Origin of the sequence: Candidatus Poriferisodalis sp., assembly GCF_965262965.1 — a bacterium.
In the GTDB taxonomy this organism is placed as follows: Bacteria; Actinomycetota; Acidimicrobiia; order Acidimicrobiales; family Poriferisodalaceae; genus Poriferisodalis.
Genome location: NZ_OZ253573.1, coordinates 3836878 through 3858877 on the forward strand (window position 1 = coordinate 3836878; position 22000 = coordinate 3858877).

Annotated in this window: 18 protein-coding genes, 3 tRNA genes and 1 pseudogene; 11 read left to right on the top strand and 11 right to left on the bottom strand. The window is 66.9% G+C overall.

The window, feature by feature from the left end; genetic code table 11:
- Positions 1-98: 98 nt before the first annotated feature.
- The 5 genes from ACQY5K_RS18350 to ACQY5K_RS18370 form a co-directional block, all read right to left on the bottom strand.
- Positions 99-172: transfer RNA gene (locus ACQY5K_RS18350), tRNA-Gly, on the bottom strand.
- Between the two features lie 211 nt (positions 173-383).
- Positions 384-608 carry a hypothetical protein gene (locus ACQY5K_RS18355; protein ID WP_428118377.1) on the bottom strand — a complete coding sequence of 75 codons (225 nt, stop codon included), beginning with the start codon at positions 606-608 and terminating at the stop codon, positions 384-386.
- Positions 605-847: a hypothetical protein gene (locus ACQY5K_RS18360; protein WP_428118380.1), complete on the bottom strand. Its 243-nt coding sequence runs from the start codon at positions 845-847 to the stop codon at positions 605-607. The genes ACQY5K_RS18355 and ACQY5K_RS18360 overlap by 4 nt, the downstream gene beginning before the upstream one ends.
- Entirely contained in the window at positions 844-2088 is a 1245-nt protein-coding gene (metX, locus tag ACQY5K_RS18365; RefSeq protein WP_428118382.1) for a homoserine O-acetyltransferase MetX, read from the bottom strand. The genes ACQY5K_RS18360 and metX overlap by 4 nt, the downstream gene beginning before the upstream one ends.
- A 167-nt stretch (positions 2089-2255) precedes the next feature.
- The gene (locus ACQY5K_RS18370; RefSeq protein WP_428118385.1) at positions 2256-3425 is read right to left on the bottom strand and encodes a DEAD/DEAH box helicase; all 1170 of its coding nucleotides are present in this window, start codon (positions 3423-3425) and stop codon (positions 2256-2258) included.
- Positions 3426-3580: 155 nt separating this feature from the next.
- Here ACQY5K_RS18370 and ACQY5K_RS18375 point away from each other — a divergent pair.
- The 3 genes from ACQY5K_RS18375 (at position 3581) to ACQY5K_RS18385 (ending at position 4485) form a co-directional block, all read left to right on the top strand.
- A tRNA-Cys gene (locus ACQY5K_RS18375) sits at positions 3581-3651 on the top strand.
- 44 nt (positions 3652-3695) lie between these two features.
- A tRNA-Val gene (locus ACQY5K_RS18380) sits at positions 3696-3769 on the top strand.
- A gap of 242 nt (positions 3770-4011) precedes the next feature.
- Positions 4012-4485, top strand: a complete 474-nt coding sequence (locus ACQY5K_RS18385; RefSeq protein ID WP_428118388.1) for a hypothetical protein — start codon at positions 4012-4014, stop codon at positions 4483-4485.
- Here ACQY5K_RS18385 and ACQY5K_RS18390 read toward each other — a convergent pair.
- Together ACQY5K_RS18390 and ACQY5K_RS18395 are read right to left on the bottom strand one after the other, a co-directional pair.
- On the bottom strand, positions 4457-5107 hold the full coding sequence (locus ACQY5K_RS18390; RefSeq protein ID WP_428118391.1) for an IS110 family transposase: 651 nt from the start codon (positions 5105-5107) through the stop codon (positions 4457-4459). The two genes, ACQY5K_RS18385 and ACQY5K_RS18390, sit on opposite strands and share 29 nt — an antisense overlap.
- A 346-nt stretch (positions 5108-5453) precedes the next feature.
- Positions 5454-5660 (bottom strand): annotated as a pseudogene (locus tag ACQY5K_RS18395) (transposase); the annotation flags it as partial.
- 109 nt (positions 5661-5769) lie between these two features.
- Between ACQY5K_RS18395 and ACQY5K_RS18400 the strand changes: the two are divergent.
- From ACQY5K_RS18400 to ACQY5K_RS18410, 3 genes are read left to right on the top strand one after another with little or no spacing between them, the layout of a single operon-like run.
- Positions 5770-6927: an ISL3 family transposase gene (locus ACQY5K_RS18400; protein ID WP_428118394.1), complete on the top strand. Its 1158-nt coding sequence runs from the start codon at positions 5770-5772 to the stop codon at positions 6925-6927.
- Positions 6917-7408: an organomercurial lyase gene (merB, locus tag ACQY5K_RS18405; protein ID WP_428118397.1), complete on the top strand. Its 492-nt coding sequence runs from the start codon at positions 6917-6919 to the stop codon at positions 7406-7408. The genes ACQY5K_RS18400 and merB overlap by 11 nt, the downstream gene beginning before the upstream one ends.
- 6 nt (positions 7409-7414) lie before the next feature.
- Positions 7415-8062, top strand: coding sequence for a hypothetical protein (locus ACQY5K_RS18410; RefSeq protein ID WP_428118400.1), 648 nt, complete (start codon positions 7415-7417; stop codon positions 8060-8062).
- Positions 8063-8107: 45 nt separating this feature from the next.
- Here ACQY5K_RS18410 and ACQY5K_RS18415 read toward each other — a convergent pair whose 3' ends face one another.
- From ACQY5K_RS18415 to gltB, 4 genes are all read right to left on the bottom strand, one after another.
- Positions 8108-9382, bottom strand: coding sequence for a M20 family metallo-hydrolase (locus ACQY5K_RS18415; RefSeq protein WP_428118403.1), 1275 nt, complete (start codon positions 9380-9382; stop codon positions 8108-8110).
- Positions 9383-9728: 346 nt separating this feature from the next.
- Positions 9729-10193, bottom strand: a complete 465-nt coding sequence (locus tag ACQY5K_RS18420) for a hypothetical protein (RefSeq protein WP_428118405.1) — start codon at positions 10191-10193, stop codon at positions 9729-9731.
- Positions 10194-10633: 440 nt separating this feature from the next.
- Positions 10634-12091, bottom strand: a complete 1458-nt coding sequence (locus ACQY5K_RS18425) for a glutamate synthase subunit beta (RefSeq protein WP_428118408.1) — start codon at positions 12089-12091, stop codon at positions 10634-10636.
- A 59-nt stretch (positions 12092-12150) separates the two neighbouring features.
- Complete coding sequence (gene gltB / locus ACQY5K_RS18430; RefSeq protein ID WP_428118411.1) at positions 12151-16761, bottom strand: glutamate synthase large subunit; 4611 nt, start codon at positions 16759-16761, stop codon at positions 12151-12153.
- Positions 16762-17154: 393 nt separating this feature from the next.
- On the opposite strand from gltB, the gene argC reads away from it, so the two are divergent.
- From argC to argR, 5 genes are all read left to right on the top strand, one after another.
- The gene (gene argC / locus ACQY5K_RS18435; RefSeq protein ID WP_428118415.1) at positions 17155-18240 is read left to right on the top strand and encodes an N-acetyl-gamma-glutamyl-phosphate reductase; all 1086 of its coding nucleotides are present in this window, start codon (positions 17155-17157) and stop codon (positions 18238-18240) included.
- A gap of 110 nt (positions 18241-18350) precedes the next feature.
- Complete coding sequence (gene argB / locus ACQY5K_RS18440; RefSeq protein ID WP_428122765.1) at positions 18351-19217, top strand: acetylglutamate kinase; 867 nt, start codon at positions 18351-18353, stop codon at positions 19215-19217.
- Positions 19210-20469: an aspartate aminotransferase family protein gene (locus tag ACQY5K_RS18445; RefSeq protein ID WP_428118418.1), complete on the top strand. Its 1260-nt coding sequence runs from the start codon at positions 19210-19212 to the stop codon at positions 20467-20469. The genes argB and ACQY5K_RS18445 overlap by 8 nt, the downstream gene beginning before the upstream one ends.
- Entirely contained in the window at positions 20469-21413 is a 945-nt protein-coding gene (gene argF, locus ACQY5K_RS18450) for an ornithine carbamoyltransferase (protein WP_428118420.1), read from the top strand. Before ACQY5K_RS18445 ends, argF begins: the two co-directional genes overlap by 1 nt.
- Positions 21410-21871 (top strand): arginine repressor, encoded by a 462-nt coding sequence (gene argR, locus ACQY5K_RS18455; RefSeq protein WP_428118423.1) that lies wholly within the window; start codon positions 21410-21412, stop codon positions 21869-21871. Before argF ends, argR begins: the two co-directional genes overlap by 4 nt.
- Positions 21872-22000 lie beyond the last annotated feature (129 nt).

Consider the following 22000-nt stretch of genomic DNA (forward strand, 5'->3'; position numbering starts at 1 on the left):
CGACGGGGTGTCCCCGCACGGGCCGCACAAGGTTGGCACAAGTCAGCGCCCGAAACGCAATGAAGCCGCTCGTGCACTGCAGCGAGCGGCTTTGCGAGAGCGGATGACCGGGGTCGAACCGGCGACCTCAACCTTGGCAAGGTTGCGCTCTAACCAACTGAGCTACATCCGCGCGAGCCGATAACTGTAGCGAGCACACCGGTCGCAGGGGCGATGGATGTACCGGGTGATCGCGACGATGAGCGGCCGGCTGCGCGGGCTCAGAGGCGCTCCATGCTGGGGCCGTTGGCGTCGGTCTCTCCCCAGAAATATCGTCGGGCATCTCGAGTGTCTGGGGTTCGATTTCGGCCACGTCGCCGAAGCTGCTTGCGGAGTGTGACGAGCTAGCTGTCGGCGGGACGCAGATCGATTCGCAGGGTGAGGATGCCGTCTTCGAGCGTCGCGGTGGCGTCGCCGAGCATGGCGTAGTCCATGAAATCGCGTTCGGCCTGCTCGATGAAGAGGCGCCGCTCTTCGCCGCCGACGGCGGGCAGATTGCGCTTGCGCACCGCTTCGGCACGCTCGGCGAAGCGCTCGATCAACGCTTGGGGGTCGAAGTTGTCGCTCATGGGCTCTCGGCAAGGTTGCCACATTCGAGCGCCGGCTCGTCGCACGCGTCCGAAGCAGCAAACGCGCCCGCCGGAGACGTCCGGCGCAGATAAACGACGAAGCCGCCAGCCGATGCAATCGCCATCAACCCTGCCAGCACCACCAGAACCCACCACACCGCCAAACCAGAACTCACGGCTTCGGACGGCACGGACGTATGCGCATCGGCCAGCAGCAGACCGTTGAGGACGCCGGTCAACGTGCGGTCCCTCCGTGCGGAGCGTCGCTCTTGTAGATGTCGTCGATGAATTCGCCCATCGGCGGCCCGGTCTGGTCCGGCTCGGTGAGGAAGCCGTCGTGGCCGTTGTCGCTGTCGATGTCCACGTGTTCAACCCGCAGGTTCCCTCGTCGGCGCAACGATTCCACGATCTGGATCTGCTGCGGTCGCGGGTACAGGAAATCGGTGCGGACGCTCATCACCATCGTCGGTGCCACGACGCGGGCCAGCGCAGGTTCGATGCCGCCGCGGCCCCGGCCGATGTCGTGGAGATCCATGAGCTTGTTCAGCACCAGATACGTGTTGGCATCGAAGCGGGGGATGAACTTCGCGCCTTGGTAGTCGAGATAGCTCTCGACGTCGAAGTGATGGTTGAGCCGCAGCGGCAGCAGCGGTTCCTCGCTGTGTCGGGCAAAGCGTCGATCGAACTCGTCGGTGGAGCGGTAGTGGATCATGGCGATTCGGCGGGCGTTGGCCAGTCCCCTGTGGGGACCGTCGCCCATGGCGGCGTCGTAGTAGTGACCGTCGCGGAAATTCGGGTCATCCAGAATCGCCTGGCGGCCGACCTGGCTCCAGGCGATTTGCTGCGCGGACGCAGCGGCGTTCGAGGCGATCACAACCAGCGACCGGACCCGCGCCGGGTAGGTGACACCCCACTCCAGCACAGCCATACCGCCCATCGAGCCGCCCACCACCGACAACCACCGGTCGACGCCCAAGTGTCGGCCGAGCGCCCACTGCGAGCGAACGATGTCGCGGTTGGTGACGACCGGAAAGTCCGGTCCATAGCGCTGCTGGCCGGCGGCGGGATTGACTGACGACGGCCCGGTGCTGCCCTGGCAGCCGCCCAGCACGTTGGCGCACACGACGAAGTAGCGGTTGGTGTCGAGCGGCCGACCGGGGCCGATGAAGTCGTTCCACCAGCCCCCGGTGGCCTGCGACGGAGGGTGCGCGGACCCGTGCGCGTGCGCATCGCCGGTCAGCGCATGGCACACGAGCACAGCGTTCGAGGCGGTGGCATCCAGTGCGCCCCACGTCTCGTATGCCAGCACTGCGCCGTGCAGCACGCCGCCGCCTTCGAGGGTGAACGGTCGGTCTGGGGACAGTTCGAAGAACCTGCGATCGCCCGCGCCGAGGCCCGGATGCCATGCACCCGAGGCGGGCAGCAGTCGTGCTGCTGCCGCTTGATCGTTCACAGCGCGGTCGCGCCCCGCACGGTCCACATCAGCGCCTTCGTCCCTGTGCCTGCTTCTCCGTGGCCTGCTTCTCCGTGGCCTGCTTCTCCGCGGCCCACTTCTCCGTGGTATGGCAAGGGTACCTGTCGGTCCTGAATCGTCCCAGTCGGATTTACCGGGCTCGGCCCGGCTTGTGCCGTGCAGCTCGCAGTGTCTCAGCGACCGGCGTTGTCGCTGCTTGCAGCGAAGGAGGAGAGGTCGTCGAGCCGGTCGTCGTTGGAGAAGACTTCGTGCAGCGGCAACTTGAGTGCCAAGCGACGCTGCAGCTGGCGAACCTCGAGTTCCTCGTCCCACAGGAACATCGTCACGGCGGTGCCGCTGCGACCGGCGCGTGCGGTGCGGCCAGAGCGGTGCAGATAGGTCTTGTGCTCGGCGGGCACGTTGTAATGCACCACGGCGTCGACTTCGTCGATGTGCAGGCCGCGGGCGGCGACGTCGGTGGCCACGAGCGCGGAGAGCTTGCCTTTCATGAAGTCCGCAAGCGCTCGCTCTCGTTTGACTTGGGGCAGATCGCCGTGAATGGCACCGGCCTTGACGCCCTCGTCGCGCAGGTCCCCGCAGAGCCGGTCGGCGCCGCGCTTGGTTCGCGTGAACAGCAGTGTCCGGCCGTTGGCATCGATGATGCGCGCAGCCACCCGGACCCGGTCCATCTTGTGGACGGACAGGAACAAGTGGCTCATCTCCGCGACAGTGATCTCTCGTTCTTCGACTTCGTGGAAGACGGGGTCGTGGAGATAGCGCTTGACGAGCGTGTCGACCACGCCGTCGAGCGTGGCCGAGAACAGCAGCGTCTGGTGCCGGCCGTCGATGTGCCGCAGCACCCATTCGACCTGGGGCAGGAAGCCCATGTCGGCCATGCGGTCGGCCTCGTCGACGACGACCCGCTGGATGCCGCCAACGTCGACGGCGCCTCGCTCGATGAGGTCGATGAGCCGGCCGGGCGTGGCGATGATGACATCCATGCCGGCGCCCAGCAGTTCTATCTGGCGCTCGATGTTGGTGCCGCCGTAGGTGGCAATCGACCGGATGTCCATGGCCTTTGCAAGCGGCTCGACGACTGCGGCGATCTGGTTCGCCAGCTCTCGTGTCGGCGTCAGCATGAGCGTGGTCGGTCGGCCGTCCGCAGAGCGCGGTGTGAGCGCGAGCGTCGGCAAGCCGAACGCCAGCGTCTTGCCGGAGCCGGTCTTGGCCTTGCCGCACACGTCTCGACCGGCGAGAGCTTCGGCGATGGTCAGTTCTTGGATGGCGAATGGTTCGGTGATGCCTTGATCAGCCAAGGTGTCGCACATGGACTCGGGAACGCCGAGTTCAAAAAAAGTTGTCACGGATATCTTTCAGAGGGCGTGACCCGCGAAGTGCGCACGTCGCGACGATTCGTGCGACAACGCTGGGCAGTGAGGCCACGCGGCGAACTGCCTTGGCGGACGAGTGTACGGCGGGCGACCCAGCGCACGTCGGACGGTACCCTCACCCAATCTCGGGCGGAGTGGCCGAGTGGTTAGGCAGCGGCCTGCAAAGCCGTGTACGCCGGTTCGAATCCGGTCTCCGCCTCGGCTGTGCACTGCACCCGCAGTGCTACCGTTTGAAACCCTTTCGGGCGATTGGCGCAGTTGGTTAGCGCGCTTGCATGACACGCAAGAGGTCACAGGTTCGAATCCTGTATCGCCCACGCCGGGCTTGTTGGGTCTGTCAAAATCTGACAGTCCCTAATCAGGGCTAGCGGTCCGCTCCGCCGTCGTCGCAGTTGCTTCCCAACATAGTGAATCACCCCGATCGCCGGCACGAACCCCCGCCGACACGCACCCAGTGGCATCCGGGGGCGTCCGCGGCGCACCGGCACGTTGTCCGGTGCGCAGGACATCCAGCAGGGGTGGACTGCTGTGAGCGGGCTGGCGCGCTGACCCTCTCGCGATGAGATTCTCCCGTAGCCGACCGCCCAAGCCGGTTCCCGTACCTGAAGAAGGCACGCTTGCGTCCCCGGGTCTGCGCCCCATGGTGCGCCGTCGGTCAGCGATCATCGCAGCAGTCGTGTGCGTGCTCGCGGGCTTCGGCTTGGGCAGCACCGCAGCGAGAAACAACCTCGCAGCGTCGGAAGCGACGGACGCAGAAGGTTTCATTGAGATCGACATGACCCAAGCCCAAGCCGATGCGTGTGAGGACGCCGTCTATGCGCTCAGCCTCTACACGGGCTGGATCGCAGGGAATTTAGGTGGCACAGGAACGGATTTTGACGAGTTGACACGACTCGTTGTGGACGAAGCGGCACGCAACAGCCCTGAAGGAGCTGTGCGGTTGAGGGAGTCGCTGGACAACGTGATCGTTTACTGCGAGTTAACGACGAAAGAAGGACGAGAGGTCACATTGCGTGGTCGAATAGCAGAATGATCGGCGAGCGTTGTTTGTCTCGCAGGTGACAGAAGCTCAGTCTCCAACCAGTGTAAACGTCGATGGCGGGGTCGGTCCGGTCGAGGCGGCGCAGCCGGCTCTCGATCTTGTCGTCGCTGGTGAGCTGGCCGCGGATCTCGGCGGGGAGCTTGGAGATCTGGTCCGCGACGTGGTGCAAACCCAGCGTGCGGGCCGCTACCAGGGCTCGGCGGTGCTCGAGCACCGCCTCGATCTCGGCTGCCAGCGGGTCATAGACCTCCAGGGTCTGGACCGGCCCCAGCGTCGGCTCGGCCAACAGCGCCCGGGCCGAGGCGACCGCGTCGACAGCGTCGGTCTTTTCCAGCCGCCGCGAACGGCGCTGAGCTGCCGAGCGCGACGCGGGGACCTCGCGGGCGTCGAACCCCGCCGCGCACAACGCGATGGCGACATGGGCTCCCCACTTGGCTGATCCCTCCACGCCGACCTGGCGGACGCCCGCAGCGTCAAGCAGTTCTATCGCTGTGACATAACCAGCCGCTGTGTTGTCGAAGGTCTCATGGGTGATCTCGACGCCGTGGGGGTCGACGATCCCGACGGTGAAGGTGTCCTGGTGGGGGTCGATTCCCCCGACTGGCGGTGTCATGGGGTGCTCCTGCTGGAAGTGATGTTCCGGTGGGTCCGGGAACGGCAGGGGCGCTTCGCCGCAACCGAGTCGAGACAGTCAGGCTCCCTTCAAGACAGGAGCGCTCCCGCCGGCCCCACACTCGACGCGACAGGTCACACAACAGGCACAAGGCCAATATTTTGTGGAGTCACCGTCGAGCATGGAACCGGACCGTAACCCCCTGGCATGAGGGCCCCGGCAAACCCAACAGTGACACTCGGATGTTTTGTGTAACCGGCCGTGATCGTGTTCGTCGGATGTGGTCGGCGATCCGGTCGCCGTAGTGGACGGTGAGTGTGTTCAAGATGGTTTTCCAGCCGTTGGTCTAGCCGACCGGGTTGGTTCGGTTCTTGTGTTTGGCGGTGGCGACAAGGTAGAGGATTTTCATTGCTGCCTGTTCGTTGGGGAAGTGTCCTCGGTGGCGCACGGCCCTGCGGAATCTGGCGTTGAGGCTCTCGATCGCGTTGGTTGTGCAGACGACCCGGCGCAGCTCGGCGGGGAACGCCAGGAACGGCACGAACTCGTCCCAGCTGTTCGGCCCTTCGTCTTTTGTTGGGATGAGGGTGGGTTGAGGGTCCGTTCGTAAGGGTCGAGGCCCTGGGGGGATCGGTGTTTGCGACGCCGAACCTTGGAGGGCCTCGATGGCGAGTGATGTTGTGTCGGTGCGGCTGTGGCTGTGGCGCATCAAAGTGGAGGGGGTCGTCGTCGACGCGCCCGAGCGGCTGGTGGTGCGGGTGTGCTCGACGGTTCGCCGCCCCGGATGCCCCGATTGGGGGACCCCGGGCGGGAGGGTTCATGACCGCGGTGACAACAAGATCCGCGACTTGGAGGTGTCGGGGCGGCCGGTGACGCTGGTGTGGGATCGCCGGCGACGGCAGAGGTGCCGGGTGCTGCTGGTCGATGAGACCTCGATCCGCAAGCGGCACCGCTACGTGACGGTGATCGTCAACGGCGACACCGGCGAGGTGCTCGCCATGGTGGCCCACCGCGATGCCCAGGCGCTGTCGGGGTTTTTGGCCGCGCAAGGGCCCCGATGGTGCAAAGCCGTGAAGGTCGTGGTGTGCGACGGCTCGGCGGCGTACAAGGCCGCGATCGAGGTGCGGCTCGGCCACGTCCGCCATGTGCTGGACCGGTTCCACGTCATCAGACGGTTCGCGGCGGGGCTCACCGCGGTGCGCCGCGACATCCAGCGCCGACCCGAGGGCTCAGTGCCCGCGTTCGACCGCGACGTGTCCAGGCCCGGGTTCTTGCTGATGCGCCGACCCGACAAGCTCGACCCGGCCGACCACAAACGGCTCGACAAGCTGTTCGCTGCCCACCCCAGGCTGCGCACCGCGTGGGAAGCGCTCGCCGAGCTGCACAACCTGTACCTCGCCGACGACAGCAAGGGCGCGCTCGAGGCGCTGGACAGGTTCGCGGACATCTACCGCACCGCGCAGATCCCAGAGTTCAGCGACACCGTCGACACCTTCCTCGCATGGCACGACCAGATCCTCGACTGGCACCACAACGGGCGGCCCAGCAACGGCCGCATCGACCGAACAAACAACCTGCCCCAGGTCCTGCGCCGCAAAACCCACGGCTTCACCAACTACACCAACTTCGAAGCCCGCGGACTCCTCCTAACACGAACACCGCCGAGCCCAGCAGCCCGAATCCCAAAAAAAGACGAAGGCTCCGAAAACTGGGCCGCGAGTGGTGGACCCCTTCCATCGAAATATCCAATAATTCGTCTTATTACTGCTGAGAGGTTCGACGAATCCGGAGCTGGCGTCCTACAGTCGCGTCGTGGCAGCTGAATTGGTGGATCGTGATCAGATCCCGCTCGAAGCACTTGACTCTGCGTACGCCGCGATCATGCGTGAGATCGTGGCCACTGGCGTGGCCCCGCACTACGCCGAACTGGCGCAGACATTAGGCGTCGAACCGATGCGTGCTAAGGCGGTGATCGCGCGCATCATCGACCTCACGCCTGGCTGGCTGCATCCGGGCACCGACTGGATCGCGTCGTTCCCGCCGTTCAACAATCAGCCCACCCAGTACCGCGTGAGCGTCGACGGTGAGCAGCGATGGTTTGCACAGTGCGGCTTCGAAGCGTTGGCCGTTCGTTGGCTGTTCCCCGGCAAGACCGTCACGGTCGAGGCGCCATGCCTAGTCGGCGACGAGCCGCTGCGAATTGAGATGCGAGACGAGGAGATTCTGTCGATCGAGCCGGCCACCATGGTTGGCTACACCCGCAGCCAGGTCGGCGGGGACGCAGCCAACCGGCCCTTCCGCTGAGCGGGCATGAACCTCTTCCGGTCGGAAGAGCACGCCCGCCGATGGGAAGAGTTCGAGCCGAAGATGGCCGCCATGCTGCACCCCGTGCAGTGGTGGGCCGACACCTTCGCAACGCCGATGTTTCGCGCCCGCGCGCGAAGCGACTTCATCAGCTGGGTGAGCGGCGATGAGGGCGCGACGGCATTCGCTGCGCTGCGAGAGCGCCTGACCCCGCCACGTCCCGATGTCCAGGCAACGGTCGCCGCAGTGACTGCGCTGAGCCAGGTCGACGTGTCGGTGATCGATGGGGCGTCACCGGACGACCGCACCGTCGAGCAGCACCTCATGCGGGCATGGCCCGCCGCGGTGCCCATCGACGAAGTGCGCCAGTGGCGGCACACGGCCGCCGCCATGATTGTGGCGATCCCGTCGGATCCGCCCCCCGATGTCGACGCTGCGATGTGGATCGACACCCGGCGCTCGGCCGTGCGAGATGTCCAGGCAGCCGATGGCTGGCTCAAGCGCGCCGAGCCCGGGGCCGGCGACCCACGCTTGACCGAGCGACTCCGACAGATGGGCTGGCAGGGCGAACTTCCCGACCAGCCAGCATGGACGGCGATGGAGCAAGCGGCGCGTGCCATCTTGCAGTGCCGCCGCCTCTCGCTGCTTATCTGACCCAACGCTGCAGGGACGACTCGCCCGCCGGCACCGGCTCGCCTCCTAGCCGGCCAGCTTCAGCACCGCGTTGAGGGTCGCTTGCGCTCCTGTGACTGCGTGCTCGGGCAGGATCGACTCGGCCTCGTTGTGCGACAGGCCGTCGGCACAGGGAATGAAGAGCATCCCGGCGGGGGCGACCTGTGAGACATAGCAGGCGTCGTGGCCAGCCCCTGAGGTGATGTCGACCGGATCAAATCCCGTTGCCACTGCGCCTGCACGCAGCGCCTCGGTCACGGTCGGGTCGAAGACGATCGGCGGCGAATACCAGATTGGGGTGATCTGCGGGTGGGGGAGCGAACGCCCGCTTTCGGGCTGGAGGCCGAACGCCGGGCCGTCGGCGAAGGCCAGCAGCTCGTCGTGCATTGCCTCCAGCTCCGTGGCGTCGGGATGCCGCAGGTCAACCGTGAGGGTGACCGAGCCCACCACGGTGTTGCGCGAGCCGGTGCCAACCGCAAGCGTGCCCACCGTTGCGCGGCCCGCTGGCGCCCGACGACCCGCGATCTCATCGGCCTCGCACACGAGTCGGGCCGCAGCCAACATTGCATCGCGACGGTGCTCCATCGGCGTGCTGCCGGCATGTGCTGAGCGGCCTTCGATGTTGACGTCGTACCAGCGGATGCCCTGCACCCCGGTCACCGCACCGAGCGTCACGTCGGCTGCCTCCAGGATCGGGCCTTGCTCGATGTGCGGCTCGATGTAGTGCCCGATCGGACGGCGGCCGGCACCGTCGGGTGCACCGCACGTCTCGTCGCCCGCGTAGCCGATGCGTTCGAGTTCATCGCCGAGCGTGGTGCCGTCCACCCCAGGGGCTGCGAGGCCCTCGTCCAGGCTGAACGCGCCCGCATAGACGCCCGAGCCGATCATGGCGGGCGGGAACCGTGCCCCTTCCTCGTTCGTCCACGACACGACTTCTACTGGCGCCGCTGTCCTCACGTCGTTGTCGTGCAGCACTCGCAGCACCTCGAGGCCCACCATCACGCCGTAGGCGCCGTCGTACTTGCCACCGGTGGGCTGGCTGTCGAGGTGGCTGCCGATCACCACCGGCGCACGCTGCGGTTCGGTGCCCTCGCGGCGGGCGAACAGGTTGCCCATCTGGTCGATGTGGACGGTGCAGCGCAGCTCGTGCACCCACGCCACGAACCGGTCACGTCCCGCCCGGTCCTCGTCGGTGAGCGCCACCCGGGCTACTCCGCCCGCGGGCGTTGCGCCGATCTCTGCGAGTTCGTGCAGCGTTCGCCACAGGCGCTTGCCGTCCACTGTGTACGTGGATGAGTTCACCGTGTTCGCCTCCGTCGCTGGGCCGGCGATCTGCCGACGCTCAGCCGTAGTGTCGCTGGCCCCGACCGTCGGCGCTCAGCGGAGCGGTTCCAAGAGGTGAGCTCAGGCGGGGTGACGCCAAGGCGTCCAAGCTCGGGGAGCGGCAGCCGTACTGCGGGGAATCGTGTTGTACCCCCTCCCTACGGTGGCTGACATGACCCCGAGCACTCAAGACCAGCGAGCTGACGGTCGGCGTGAGTCGCGTGGTTTGGCTGGGGGAGCGTGTCTGTCGCAACTGCGTGTGCAGTTGGCGCGACGCTGCGACTCTGCCGGCGTTCGTGACGCGGTGGGCGGGGCGGTGGGGCCTTTACTTGGGGTTCCGCTGGTTGACGCCAAGATGGTGCGTGCCGCCGACGAAGCCGACTTGCTGTGGTCGGCGCAGCAGGTCCAGCGCGCGCTCAATGCGCTTGACGGCGCCCGCAGCACGCTCGCAGCCGAAGCAGCGCGACGCCAGTTGCATGTCGGCCGCGGGGAGGCGTCCGTCGCCGAGACGCTGGTGCGCGCTGCTGAAGCCGCGTGGCGCAGCGAGTCCGACGCTGAGCGGCGAGTCCGTCAGCGGGCCGCGAGGGGTGCGTCGATGTGGATCGATCGCCGTGACGGAATGTGGCACCTGCGTGCCAAGTTCGACCCCCTGACCGGAGATCGAATCAATCGCCGCCTGATGCAGATGATCCAGCGGAACTGGCGCAGCGACAAGGACTTGGCCGAATCCCAGTGCCGCAGCGTCGCCCATCGAGCCGCCGACGCGCTTGCCCACCTGCTCATGGCACATGGTGCCCAGCCAGCAAGCGCCCCAGCGGGCGATGCCGCCACAGGCGAGGCCACAAAGGCGAGGTCGCGACCGGCGGTCTGGACTCGAGCGGGGACACTGCCGGAGATGCCCCTTCAGAGGAAGCTGAGTCGGCGGGCCATGCCCCCAACAGCGTCGTCGGGGCGGTTGTGCTCGCAGCAGCGAAGAGCTCTCGTGGGACGGTTCCAACGCTGCCGGTGCGGACTGGGTCGTGCCCAGCTCCACGCAGATGATCGTGCTCACCAGCCTGACCAACCTCGCCCTGCTCTGCCACGACCACCACCATCGCCTCCACGAGCACAACCTGGTTCTGCACACCCAAGAGGACCAACCGAGCCCGGCACCAGCTGGACAACCACACCAGCGCCACCCAGCGACCAAGCTCAGCTACCCAGATCAACTGCTCAGCTCGGTTGCTCAGCTCAATTCAGCGGGCGGGCCGACGGCGGGATAGGGCGGGGGAGGGCGGTGTGGCCCATGAGTGCCGCGTCAACCGCAGCTGCGCACGCACGGCCTTCGGCGATGGCCCACACAATCAGGCTCTGGCCGCGGCCCATGTCGCCGCAGACCCAGACACCGTCCACCGAGGTCCGGTAGTCGTCATCGCGCATCACGTTCGAGCGAGCGTCGGTCTCGGTACCGAGCTGGGCCAGCAGTCCCTCTTGCTGAGGTCCGACAAAGCCCATCGCCAGCAACACCAGTTCGCACTCGAGTTCGAAGTCCGAGCCCTCGACTTGGGCGAAACGGCCGTCGGCGAAGACCACTTCGTGTGCTCGCAGGGCTCGCACCGCGCCCGAGCTGTCCCCGAGGAAATTCTCGGTGTTCACCGAGTACACCCGGTCGCCGCCTTCCTCGTGCGCTGAGGACGTCCGGTAGATCATCGGATACGTCGGCCACGGATTGGCGGCCGCACGTTCGGTCGGTGGCCTCGGCATGATCTCGAATTGATGCACCGACGCAGCGCCCTGGCGGTGTGCAGTGCCCAAGCAGTCCGCTCCGGTGTCGCCGCCGCCGATGATGACGACGCGCTTGCCCGCAGCGCTGATCGGGGTGTCACCGGGATCCAGGTCGCCCTCCTGAGCCTTGTTCGCCCACGGAAGGTATTCCATCGCCTGGTGTATGCCGTCGAACTCGCGGCCTGGAATCGGCAGGTCGCGCCATTGGGTGGCGCCCCCCGCCAGCACGAGAGCGTCAAAGCTGGCCTGCAGCTCGGAGGCCGGAATGTCGACACCCACCTCGACTCCGGTGCGGAACTTTGTCCCCTCGGCGCTCATCTGGTCGAGCCGCCGCTCGATGTGGCGCTTCTCCATCTTGAACTCAGGGATGCCGTAGCGCAGCAGGCCGCCGAGGCGGTCGGCACGCTCGAACACGGTGACGTCGTGCCCGGCCCGGGTGAGCTGCTGAGCGGCGGCGAGTCCGGCCGGACCTGAGCCGACGACGGCCGCCGTGCGGCCAGTCCGCTGAGCGGGCAGTTCGGGCTGCACCCAGCCTTCGTCCCATGCCTTGTCGATGATCGAGACTTCGACCTGCTTGATCGTCACCGGGTCAGAATTGATCCCGAGCACGCAGGCGCCCTCGCACGGTGCCGGGCACAGACGCCCGGTGAACTCGGGGAAATTGTTGGTGGCGTGCAGGCGTTCGATGGCATCGCGCCAGCGGTTGCGGTGCACGAGGTCGTTCCAGTCCGGGATGATGTTGCCCAGCGGGCAGCCGTCGTTGCAGAACGGGACGCCGCAGTCCATGCAACGGCTGGCCTGGGTGCGCAGATGACCGTCGGAGAACGGCTCGTACACCTCGCGCCAGTCGCGCAGGCGTACTGGCACCGGCCGACGCGTCGGCAGCTCTCGGCCATGGCGCATGAATCCTCGAATGTCACCCATGTGCCGCCCTTGTGCTGGCTCGTTGGCGGCTGCGAATCGGGACGTCCGCCGGTGTGTTCTCAGCCATGCGCAGCCCCCATCACTGCCTCATCGGGGTCGAGGCCTTGCTCTGCTGCAGCGGCGCGGGCTTCGGTGACCCGGCGGTAGTCCTTGGGCATCACTTTGCGGAAGTGCCGCACCTCGCGGTGCCACCTGCTCAAGATGCGCTCGGCCGGCGCCGAACCGGTCTCTGCGGAATGCTTGCGCACGATGGCGCGGACCGTCTCAGCATCGGCGTCGTCGAGCGGGGGCTCGAGGTCGACCATCTCGGAATTCAGATTGCGCCAGAACACGTCATCGGGGTCGTACACGTACGCCACGCCCCCCGACATTCCGGCGCCGAAGTTGCGCCCGACGCTGCCCAGCACCACGACCGTGCCGCCGGTCATGTATTCGCATGCATGGTCGCCGACACCTTCGACAACCGCCGTGGCGCCCGAGTTGCGAACACAGAATCGTTCGCCCACGCAGCCCCTGATGAACGCCTCGCCGCCGGTGGCGCCGTAGAGGATCACGTTTCCGGCGATGATGTTGTCTTCGGCGACGAAGTCCCGATGCGTGTGCGCAGGCGGTCGCACGATCAGCCGGCCGCCTGAGAGGCCCTTGCCCAAATAGTCGTTCGCATCGCCGATGAGCCGCATTGTGAGCCCCGCAGGGACGAACGCCCCGAAGCTCTGGCCCGCTGAGCCGTCGAAGGTGAACTCGATCGTGTCCGCAGGCAGGCCCTCGCCGCCGAAAGCCGATGTGATGCGGTGGCCCAGCATCGTGCCCGCGGTGCGGTTGACATTGGTGATCGGCACCTCGGCACGCACCCGTTCGCGGCGTTCCAGCGCGGGAGCGGCCAGCTCGATGAGGCGCTGGTCGAGCGCCCGGTCGAGGCCATGGTCCTGGGTTTGGGAGCAGAAGCGGTCCTGCGGCCACGGGGTCTCAGGTTCGACCAGGATCGGAGCGAGATTTAAGCCGTGTGCCTTCCAGTGCGCGATCGCGGTGGTCGCATCCAGCCGGTCGACACGGCCGATGGCCTCTTCGAGTGTCCGGAATCCCAACGTCGCCAAGTACTCGCGTACTTCCGCAGCGATGTACTCGAAGAAGTTCACGACAAATTCGGGCTGGCCGCTGAAGCGTTGTCGAAGCTCACGGTTCTGCGTCGCGACGCCGACCGGGCAGGTGTCGAGATGGCAGACGCGCATCATGATGCAGCCCGACACCACCAGCGGCGCCGTCGCGAATCCGAATTCCTCTGCGCCGAGCAGCGCCGCCACGATGACGTCACGGCCGGTCTTGAGCTGCCCGTCGGTCTGCACCACGATCCGGTCGCGCAGCCCGTTGAGCAGCAGCGTTTGCTGGGTTTCGGCAAGCCCGAGCTCCCATGGCGCTCCGGCGTGCTTGAGCGATGTCAGCGGCGATGCGCCGGTGCCGCCGTCGTGGCCGGAGATGAGCACCACGTCGGCCTTGGCCTTCGAGACGCCGGCGGCCACGGTGCCGACGCCCACCTCGGCGACCAGCTTTACGTGGATGCGGGCGACCGGGTTGGAGTTCTTCAGGTCGTGGATGAGCTGCTTGAGGTCCTCGATGGAGTAAATGTCATGATGCGGCGGCGGGCTGATGAGGCCCACGCCCGGTGTCGAGTGGCGCGTCTTGGCGATCCACGGCCAGACCTTCGGGCCGGGCAATTGCCCTCCCTCTCCCGGCTTGGCGCCCTGAGCCATCTTGATCTGCAGGTCGTCGGCATTGGTCAGGTACTCAGACGTCACCCCGAAGCGCCCTGATGCGACCTGCTTGATGGCCGAGCGGCGCAGGTCGCCATTGGCGTCGGGCACGAAGCGGTCCGGATCCTCGCCGCCTTCGCCCGTGTTGGACTTGCCGCCGATGCGATTCATCGCGATTGCCAGCGTCTCGTGCGCTTCGGCCGAGATCGAGCCGTAGCTCATCGCTCCAGTCGAGAAGCGTTTCACGATGGCCGAGACCGGTTCGACCTCGGAGATCGAGATCGGGTCGCCGGGTGCCGGCTTCAACTCGAACAGGCCTCGCAGCGTGGCCAATTCGGCGGACTGGTCGTCCACCAGGCTCGTGTATTCCTTGAAGACCTCGTAGCGGCCGGCTCTGGTCGAGTGCTGCAGCTTGTAGACGGTCTCGGGGTTGAACAGGTGGTACTCGCCCTCGCGTCGCCACTGGTATTCGCCCCCGGCCCAGAGATCACGGTGCGCTGCTTCAGTGGGATTGTCGAGGTAGGCGAAGCGGTGACGCTGCGCGACTTCCTCCGCAATGACGTCGAGGCCGACGCCGCCGAGCTTCGACGTGGTGCCGCTGAAATAGCGATCGATCACATCGGGGCCCAGCCCGACGGACTCGAACACCTGAGCGCCGGTGTAGCTCGCCACGGTGGAGATGCCCATCTTGGACATCACCTTGAGCACGCCCTTCGAGCAGGCCTTGATGTAATTGCGCTTGGCGGCCCGCTGGTCGACCTCGGTGATCACCCCATTGCCGACCATGTCGTCGACGGACTCGAACGCCAGGTAGGGATTGACTGCGCTGGCACCGTAGCCGAGCAGCAGCGCCATGTGATGGACCTCGCGGGCGTCTCCGCACTCGGTCACGAGGCCGACCTCAGTCCGGGTCTTGTTGCGCACCAGATGGTGATGCACCGCACCGGTGAGCAGCAACGACGGGATCGGCGCGTGCTCGGCGTCGCTGTATCGGTCCGACAGCACGATGATGCGGGCGCCCTGAGCGATGGCCTCGTCGACACGGGTGCACACGTCTGAGATGGCACGCTCCATGCCAGCTCCGCCGTCGGCGACCGCGTACAGGCCGTCCACGGCGAACGGCGCGAAGCCGGCTTGGTCCTCGTCGATGTAGAGGATCTTGGCGAGATCCTCGTTTGACAAGATGGGGTACGGCAGAACGATCTGGCGGCACGAATGCGAGCCAGGATCGAGCAGGTTCGCCTCGGGGCCGATCGTGGCCATCGTCGAGGTGACGAGTTCCTCGCGAATGGCGTCGAGCGGCGGATTGGTCACCTGAGCAAACAGCTGGCTGAAGTAGTCGAAGAGCAAGCGCGGGCGTCGTGAGAGCACGGCAATCGGGGTGTCGGTTCCCATCGACCCGATGGGCTCCGCCCCGGTGCGTGCCATGGGAACGATGAGAATGCGCAGCTCTTCGGTCGTGTAGCCGAAGGTGCGCTGCCGGCGAGTCACTGACGAGTGCTGCGGCGTCAGGCTGAAGCGGGGAGGCAGATCGTCGAGGTGGGCGAGACCATCGGCCAGCCAGTCCCCGTAGGGCTCTGCCGATACCAGGTCACGCTTGATTTCTTCGTCGGACACGATGCGGCCCGCGGCGGTGTCCACAAGAAACATGCGGCCGGGTTGCAGCCGGCCCTTCTGGACCACCTTGCTCTGCGGCACGTTGGCGACGCCCACCTCAGAGGCCATCACCACCAGGCCGTCGTCGGTCACCCAGTAGCGGGAGGGGCGCAGGCCGTTGCGGTCAAGAACCGCTCCGATGACCGTTCCGTCGGTGAAGGTGATGCTGGCGGGGCCGTCCCACGGCTCCATGAGCGACGCGTGGAACTGGTAGAAGTCCCGCTTGTCCTGCGGCATGCGGGCGTGGTTCTCCCACGCCTCGGGGATCATCATGAGCACGGCATGCGGCAGGCTGCGCCCGCCGAGGTGCAACAGCTCGAGCACCTCGTCGAAGCTGGCTGTGTCCGAGGCTGCCGGGGTACACACCGGGAACGTGCGCTCGAGGCGGTTGGTGCCGTCCACGTCGGTGAATACCGGACTCGCCAACGCCCCCTCGCGGGCCCGCATCCAATTGCGATTCCCCATGACCGTATTGATCTCGCCGTTGTGGGCCAGCATCCGATATGGATGCGCCAGCGGCCACGAGGGGAACGTGTTGGTGCTGAAGCGCGAGTGCAGCAGCGCGAGCGAAGACGCCAGGCGGGGATCGATGAGGTCGGGGTAGAACTCCGCGAACTGCCCGCACGTCAGCATCCCCTTGTAGACGAGCGTGCGGCACGACAGCGAACCGAAGTACGGGGCGGGATCGATCTCGTGCTCGGTGCGCTTGCGTGCGACGTACACGCGTCGCTCGAGGTCCATTCGGTCGAGGTGTTCAGCATCCGGAGCGGGTTGGGCGCCCCGGGCCAGCGCTGCGCTTGCCGGCGACGCAATGAACAGCATCCGAAAGACCGGCATGGGGTCGGTGGCGAACCTGCCTAGCGACGACGGGTCGGTCGGGACGTCGCGCCAGCCGAGGACGTCGAGTCCTTCGTCGGCCACGATTGCCTCGATTGCTGCCGCGGCAGCCTCAGGTTCTTGGCGCGGCAGGAAGGCGGTGCCGACGGCGTACTGGCCAGCCGGCGGCAGCTTGAAGCTGCACACCTCCCGCAGGAACGCATCGGGCACCTGGATCGTGATGCCGATGCCGTCGCCAACGTTGGCTTCGGCGCCTGTCGCGCTGCGATGATCCAGATTGACGAGGCATTTCAGGGCTTGGTCCACGACAGCGCGGCTTGGGACTCCGGACATGTCCGCCACGAAGCCGACGCCGCATGCATCGTGTTCGTAGGCCGGGTCGTACAGGCCGTGTGCCTGGGGCGGACCGTCGAGGGGCTGGGTGCGCACCGCTGGGCGATCAGCGCGAAGGCCCGTGTGTTCGTCGCGGGCGGGCAGTGCGTGCGCCGGTGAGTGCGCCGGTGAGTGCGCCGGTGAGTGCGATGGTGCGGCAGTCAAAGTCTTCGACGTCCCGGTGCGGCTGAGATGCAGGTGAACACGGCCGGGACGTCGTTGGCCCTGCCGAGGGACTGTCAGTGTATCCGCGAGGGGTTGATCTCGATTTCGTGATCTTGACGCCCGCGCGAGTTCGCAGCTGTGGCGCGGGGCCCACGCCAAACGTGATGAATAAACTTGCAATACAACGCATAAACTCGGCGCGAGCGTGGTATCGTGTTGTGGGTCGGATGTCGGCGGCCAACGCCGCAGGCCATTCGCGTCACTCCCTCGAAGCAGGATCAGGCCATGGAAAACGTACCGCTGCCGTCGAGCGCCGCTACGACAAACGAGTCGTCGTCGGGCGACTCCAGCCCAGTCCGGATCGGGATCGTCGGCGCGTCGGGTTTCACGGGCGCTGAATTGCTGCGGCTCGCGGCCGGCCACCCGCACTTCGAAGTCGCCGCTGTCGCCGGGGACACCCAGGCGGGCACCGCTGTGCGCGACCTCTATCCGAGCCTGGCGGCGCACTACGGAGGCCTGCGATATTGCGCCTACGAACCAGACGTGTTCGTGGGTCTCGATGCGGTGTTCCTCGGTCTTCCCCACATGGCGAGCGCTCCGGTCGTAGCCGATCTGTACAAGCGAGTGGGCTGCGTGCTTGATCTGGGATCCGATTTCAGGCTGCTCGATCCAGCGCTGTATCCGCAGTGGTATGGCGTCGAGCACCCGATGCCCGAGCTGCTCGGCGAGTTCCCCTATGGGCTGCCCGAGCTCGGTCGAGACGCGCTGCGCGGTGCCGCGGGCGTTGCGGTGCCCGGTTGCTATCCCAGCGCCGCGGCCCTGGCGCTCGCGCCATTCGCACGAGGTGGCCACATCGTCACCGACGGCGTGGTCGTTGACGCAGCGTCCGGGGTGAGCGGTGCAGGGCGCGCCCCGAAGCCGAACACGACGTTCGCGACCGTTGACGAGGACTTCGTCGCATACGGCCTGCTGAATCACCGCCACACGCCCGAGATCGAGCAGGTGACCGGCTGCAGCGTGTTGTTCACTCCCCATCTGGCGCCGATGGTCCGCGGCATCCTCGCGACGTGCTACGCCCGACCGACGGCTTCGGGCTTCACCTCGGCGGACGCATTGAGCGTGCTTGCCGACTTCTACGCGGGCGAGCCATTCATCGTTGTTGATGAGGCCTCCCCGCACACCAAGGCGACGTTGGGAGCCAACACTTGCCATCTCAGCGCTCGAGTCGACCCACGCACGGGTTGGCTGGTGGTGCTGAGCGCGCTGGACAACTTGGTGAAAGGGGCTTCGGGCGGTGCCGTCCAATGCGCCAACGTCGCGCTGGGATTGCCGGAAACGTGCGGCCTTCCGATCACGGGGCTCATGCCATGAGCGACCACGACGACGACGAGGCGACCGGCACGGGGCGCGTGATCGAGGCTGACTTCGGCATCGCGGCGCCGCCCGCCGAGCCCGACGACGAGCCAAGCGAGATCGACGACATGCGGCGCGCCGAGATGCTCGTCGAGATGCTCCCGTACATCAGCCGCTGGCGCGGAAAGATCGTGGTTGTCAAGTTCGGCGGCAACGCGATGGGCGACGCTGAGTTGACTGAACAATTTGCCGCTGACATCGTGCTGCTGCGCCAGATCGGCCTCGCCCCTGTTGTGGTGCACGGTGGGGGCCCCCAGATTGGCGACCTCATGGCCCGCCTCGGCAAGACGGCCGAGTTTCGTGACGGGCTTCGCGTGACCGACGCCGAGACACTCGACATTGCACGCATGGTGCTCGTGGGCAAGGTGAACCGTGACATCGTCGGCGCCATCAACGTGCATGGCCCGTTGGCGGTGGGCATTTCCGGCGAGGACGGCCGTGTGATCACAGCGACGGCTCGAAATCCGGAGCTGGGCTTCGTCGGCGTCGTCACCGACGTGAACACCGATCTGCTGGTGCGCCTGCTGGCCGAGGGGCTGATCCCGGTGATCTCCACCATCGGCGCCGACACGAAGGGACAGGCGTACAACATCAACGCCGACACCGTCGCCGGTGCGATTGCCGAGGCGCTCGAGGCGCAGAAGGTCGTGTACCTCACCGACGTCGCCGGCCTGTACGAGGACCTCGACGACCCTGATTCGCTCATCGGGCACACGACCGCAGATGCGCTCGCCGCACGCATGGCGAGCGGGCAGATCGAGGGCGGGATGATCCCCAAGATCGAAGCTTGCATCAGCGCGGTGCGAAATGGCGTCGAGAGTGCACACCTGCTCGATGGGCGAGTGCCGCATGTGGTGCTGCTCGAGCTGTTCACCGATTCCGGTATCGGCACCATGATCGAGAACTCCCGACCAAAGGCAGACAAGAATGGCTGAGAATCCCTCCGCGGGCGCGAACGCGGCGCACGTCGCGGCGATGGGCGGAGCGGGGCTCGACAACTGCCCGCTCATGCCGACCTATGGACCGCCGCCGGTGCAGTTCGTGCGAGGCAGCGGGTGCGAGCTGTTCGACCGCGACGGCAAGCGCTACTTGGACTTCTTGGCGGGGCTCGCGGTCACCTCACTCGGTCACGCGCATCCCGCGGTGGCCGAGGCGCTGAGCGAGCAGGCGCGCACGTTGTTGCACGTCTCGAACCTGTTCGGCACCGAGCCGCAAGTCGAAGTGGCCCAGACCATCGACCGGTTGCAGGGCGGCGGCGGGCAGGTCTTCTTCTGCAACAGCGGCGCCGAATCGCTCGAAGGAGCGATCAAGCTGGCCCGCAAGCTCGGGGGCCGCGGCCGGTACGTCGTGGTCAGCGCGCTTCGCTCGTTCCACGGGCGCACGCTGGCCACGCTGCACGCCACTGGACAGCCCGAGAAGCACGAGACGTTCCAGCCGCTGCCCGAGGGCTTCCGTCACGTCGAATACAACAACGCTGATGCCCTCGAAGCCGCGCTCGACCCGAGCTGTTGCGCCGTGCTGCTCGAGGTGGTGCAAGGCGAAGGCGGCGTGAACGTGGCCGACGGCGACTATCTGCGACGCGTTCGCGAGATCTGCGACGAGCGTGGACTGGCGCTCATCATCGACGAGGTCCAGACCGGCCTCGCCCGCACGGGCAAATGGTTCGCGTGGCAGCACCACTTCGAGCCGTCGGGCGGTCCGTCCGGCGCAGCTCGGCCCGACATCGTCACGATGGCCAAGGCGCTCGGCAACGGCGTGCCGATCGGAGCGGTCTGGGCACGTCGACCGATTGCCGCCGCCTTCTCGCCGGGTGATCACGCCACCACCTTCGGCGGCCAGCCGCTGGCCACGAGCGCGGCGCGTGCGGTGCTGCGCACCATGGAGGCAATCGACGCTCCGGCGCTCGCTGCGACCCGCGGCGAAGAGCTGGCCGGGAAGCTCATGGGTGTGCCGGGAGTGACCGACACACGGGGCATGGGCCTGCTGATCGCAGCCGAGCTCGACACCGACGCGATCGGCACGACCGGGCCGGAGGTCGCGGCCGCGTGTCTGCGAGCGGGCCTCGTCGTCAACGGCATCTCGCCGACCGCAGTGCGGTTCGCGCCGCCGTTGGTGGTGTCCAGCGAAGATATCGACGAGTGCCTGGAAATCTTCGCAGGCGTGCTCGCAGGCGGCGGGACCGACTGATGCGGCACTTCCTGGAAGTGGACGACTTGTCGGCGGACGAGCTGAGATACGTCCTGGATCTTGCGGGCCGTCCCGCCGCGTCGGCCCCGGCGGTGCTCGCGGGTGTCGGCGTCGCATTGGTCTTCGAGAAGGCTTCGAACCGGACACGCAACTCCATGGAGATGGCCGTCACCCAGCTGGGCGGGCACCCCGTCTACATCCGCCCCGAGGAAGTCGGCATCGACGTACGCGAGACGGCGGAGGATGTCGTGCGGACGCTCGCGTGCTACCACTCGATTGTCGCCGCGCGAGTGTTCCGCCACGACCATCTGGTCCGGATGGCCGCGTGCGAGGTGGCTCCCGTGGTGAACCTCCTTTCCGATGAGGCGCATCCGTGCCAAGCCCTCGCCGACCTGCTGACGATCGACCAGTGTCTCGGGCTCGAGGGCACCGAGCGAGTTGCTTTCGTGGGCGACGCCAACAACGTTTGGCGGTCGCTGGCGATCGGCTGCGCGTTGCTGGGAATCCCGAGCTCGCTCGCGGCACCTGACGGCTACGGCCCCTCTGAGGCAACCCTGGACCGGCTCGCCGCCCTTGGCGGCGAGTGCACGGTGACGACCGATCCCGTCGAGGCCGTCAAGAGTGCAGATGTCGTCTGCACCGACGTCTGGACCTCGATGGGCCAAGACGACCAGCGATCCGAACGGCTGGCGGCATTCGCCGATTACCAGGTCGACGGGGCGCTGATGGCGCAGGCAGGGGATCGGGCGGTGTTCCTGCACTGCCTGCCCGCGCATCGCGGCGAGGAGGTGGCCGCTGAGGTCATCGACGGATCATCGAGCCGCGTCTGGCACCAGGCCGCCAATCGCATGCATGCGGCGCGTGGTCTGCTCGCCTTCCTGGCCGGACCGGCGGGCATCCCGGCCGGCGAAGCGTCGACCCCTGCACTGGAGTCGGTTCGATGACGACCAAAGCGCAGCGACAGCACTTGGTCCGCGAGCTGCTCGCGGCGCACGAGATTGCCAGCCAGTCCCAGCTGGTCGACCGGCTGGCCGAGCGCTCGGTGGCCGTGACCCAGGCGACGGTGTGCCGCGACCTCGACGAGATGGGCGTCGCCAAGATGCGGACGGCCGGGCGGACGGTGTATGCCGTCCCCGAGGCCGACGCACCCGAGGCGCTGCCGGCCAACGCACTGCGTCGAGTGCTCGGCGACTGGGTACTCGATGTCCGCTGGTCGGACAACCTCGTCGTCCTTCGCACGCCGCCCGGCTCTGCGCATGTCGTGGCCTCGGCAATCGATCGCAGCAATCTCGACGGAGTCATCGGCACCATCGCCGGCGACGACACGCTGCTGGTCGTCGCCGACTCGGTGACCGGGGGCGCGGCGGTCGCCAGCCACTGCCGAGCGCTCGCAGATCTGTGAGCTCGTGCCTTCCGGGCTCTGCGCCGGCACTGTCTCTGCCGACATTGGTCGTCACCGATTGCCGCGACCAGAACCGCCCAGTGAGATGACATCGAAGCAGGAAACTCCGGCCACACCCTCGACCAAGAA

Excerpts from the sequence above, each read along its gene's own strand:
- argF (WP_428118420.1), top strand. The coding sequence starts at position 20,469 with ATGCGGCACTTCCTGGAAGTGGACGACTTGTCGGCGGACGAGCTGAGA.
- ACQY5K_RS18445 (WP_428118418.1), top strand. The coding sequence starts at position 19,210 with ATGGCTGAGAATCCCTCCGCGGGCGCGAACGCGGCGCACGTCGCGGCG.
- argB (WP_428122765.1), top strand. The coding sequence starts at position 18,351 with ATGCGGCGCGCCGAGATGCTCGTCGAGATGCTCCCGTACATCAGCCGC.
- ACQY5K_RS18355 (WP_428118377.1), bottom strand. The coding sequence starts at position 608 with ATGAGCGACAACTTCGACCCCCAAGCGTTGATCGAGCGCTTCGCCGAG.
- ACQY5K_RS18410 (WP_428118400.1), top strand. The coding sequence starts at position 7,415 with ATGAACCTCTTCCGGTCGGAAGAGCACGCCCGCCGATGGGAAGAGTTC.
- ACQY5K_RS18425 (WP_428118408.1), bottom strand. The coding sequence starts at position 12,091 with ATGGGTGACATTCGAGGATTCATGCGCCATGGCCGAGAGCTGCCGACG.
- ACQY5K_RS18385 (WP_428118388.1), top strand. The coding sequence starts at position 4,012 with ATGAGATTCTCCCGTAGCCGACCGCCCAAGCCGGTTCCCGTACCTGAA.
- argC (WP_428118415.1), top strand. The coding sequence starts at position 17,155 with ATGGAAAACGTACCGCTGCCGTCGAGCGCCGCTACGACAAACGAGTCG.
- argR (WP_428118423.1), top strand. The coding sequence starts at position 21,410 with ATGACGACCAAAGCGCAGCGACAGCACTTGGTCCGCGAGCTGCTCGCG.
- ACQY5K_RS18390 (WP_428118391.1), bottom strand. The coding sequence starts at position 5,107 with ATGACACCGCCAGTCGGGGGAATCGACCCCCACCAGGACACCTTCACC.
- ACQY5K_RS18420 (WP_428118405.1), bottom strand. The coding sequence starts at position 10,193 with ATGTGCCATGAGCAGGTGGGCAAGCGCGTCGGCGGCTCGATGGGCGAC.
- ACQY5K_RS18400 (WP_428118394.1), top strand. The coding sequence starts at position 5,770 with ATGGCGAGTGATGTTGTGTCGGTGCGGCTGTGGCTGTGGCGCATCAAA.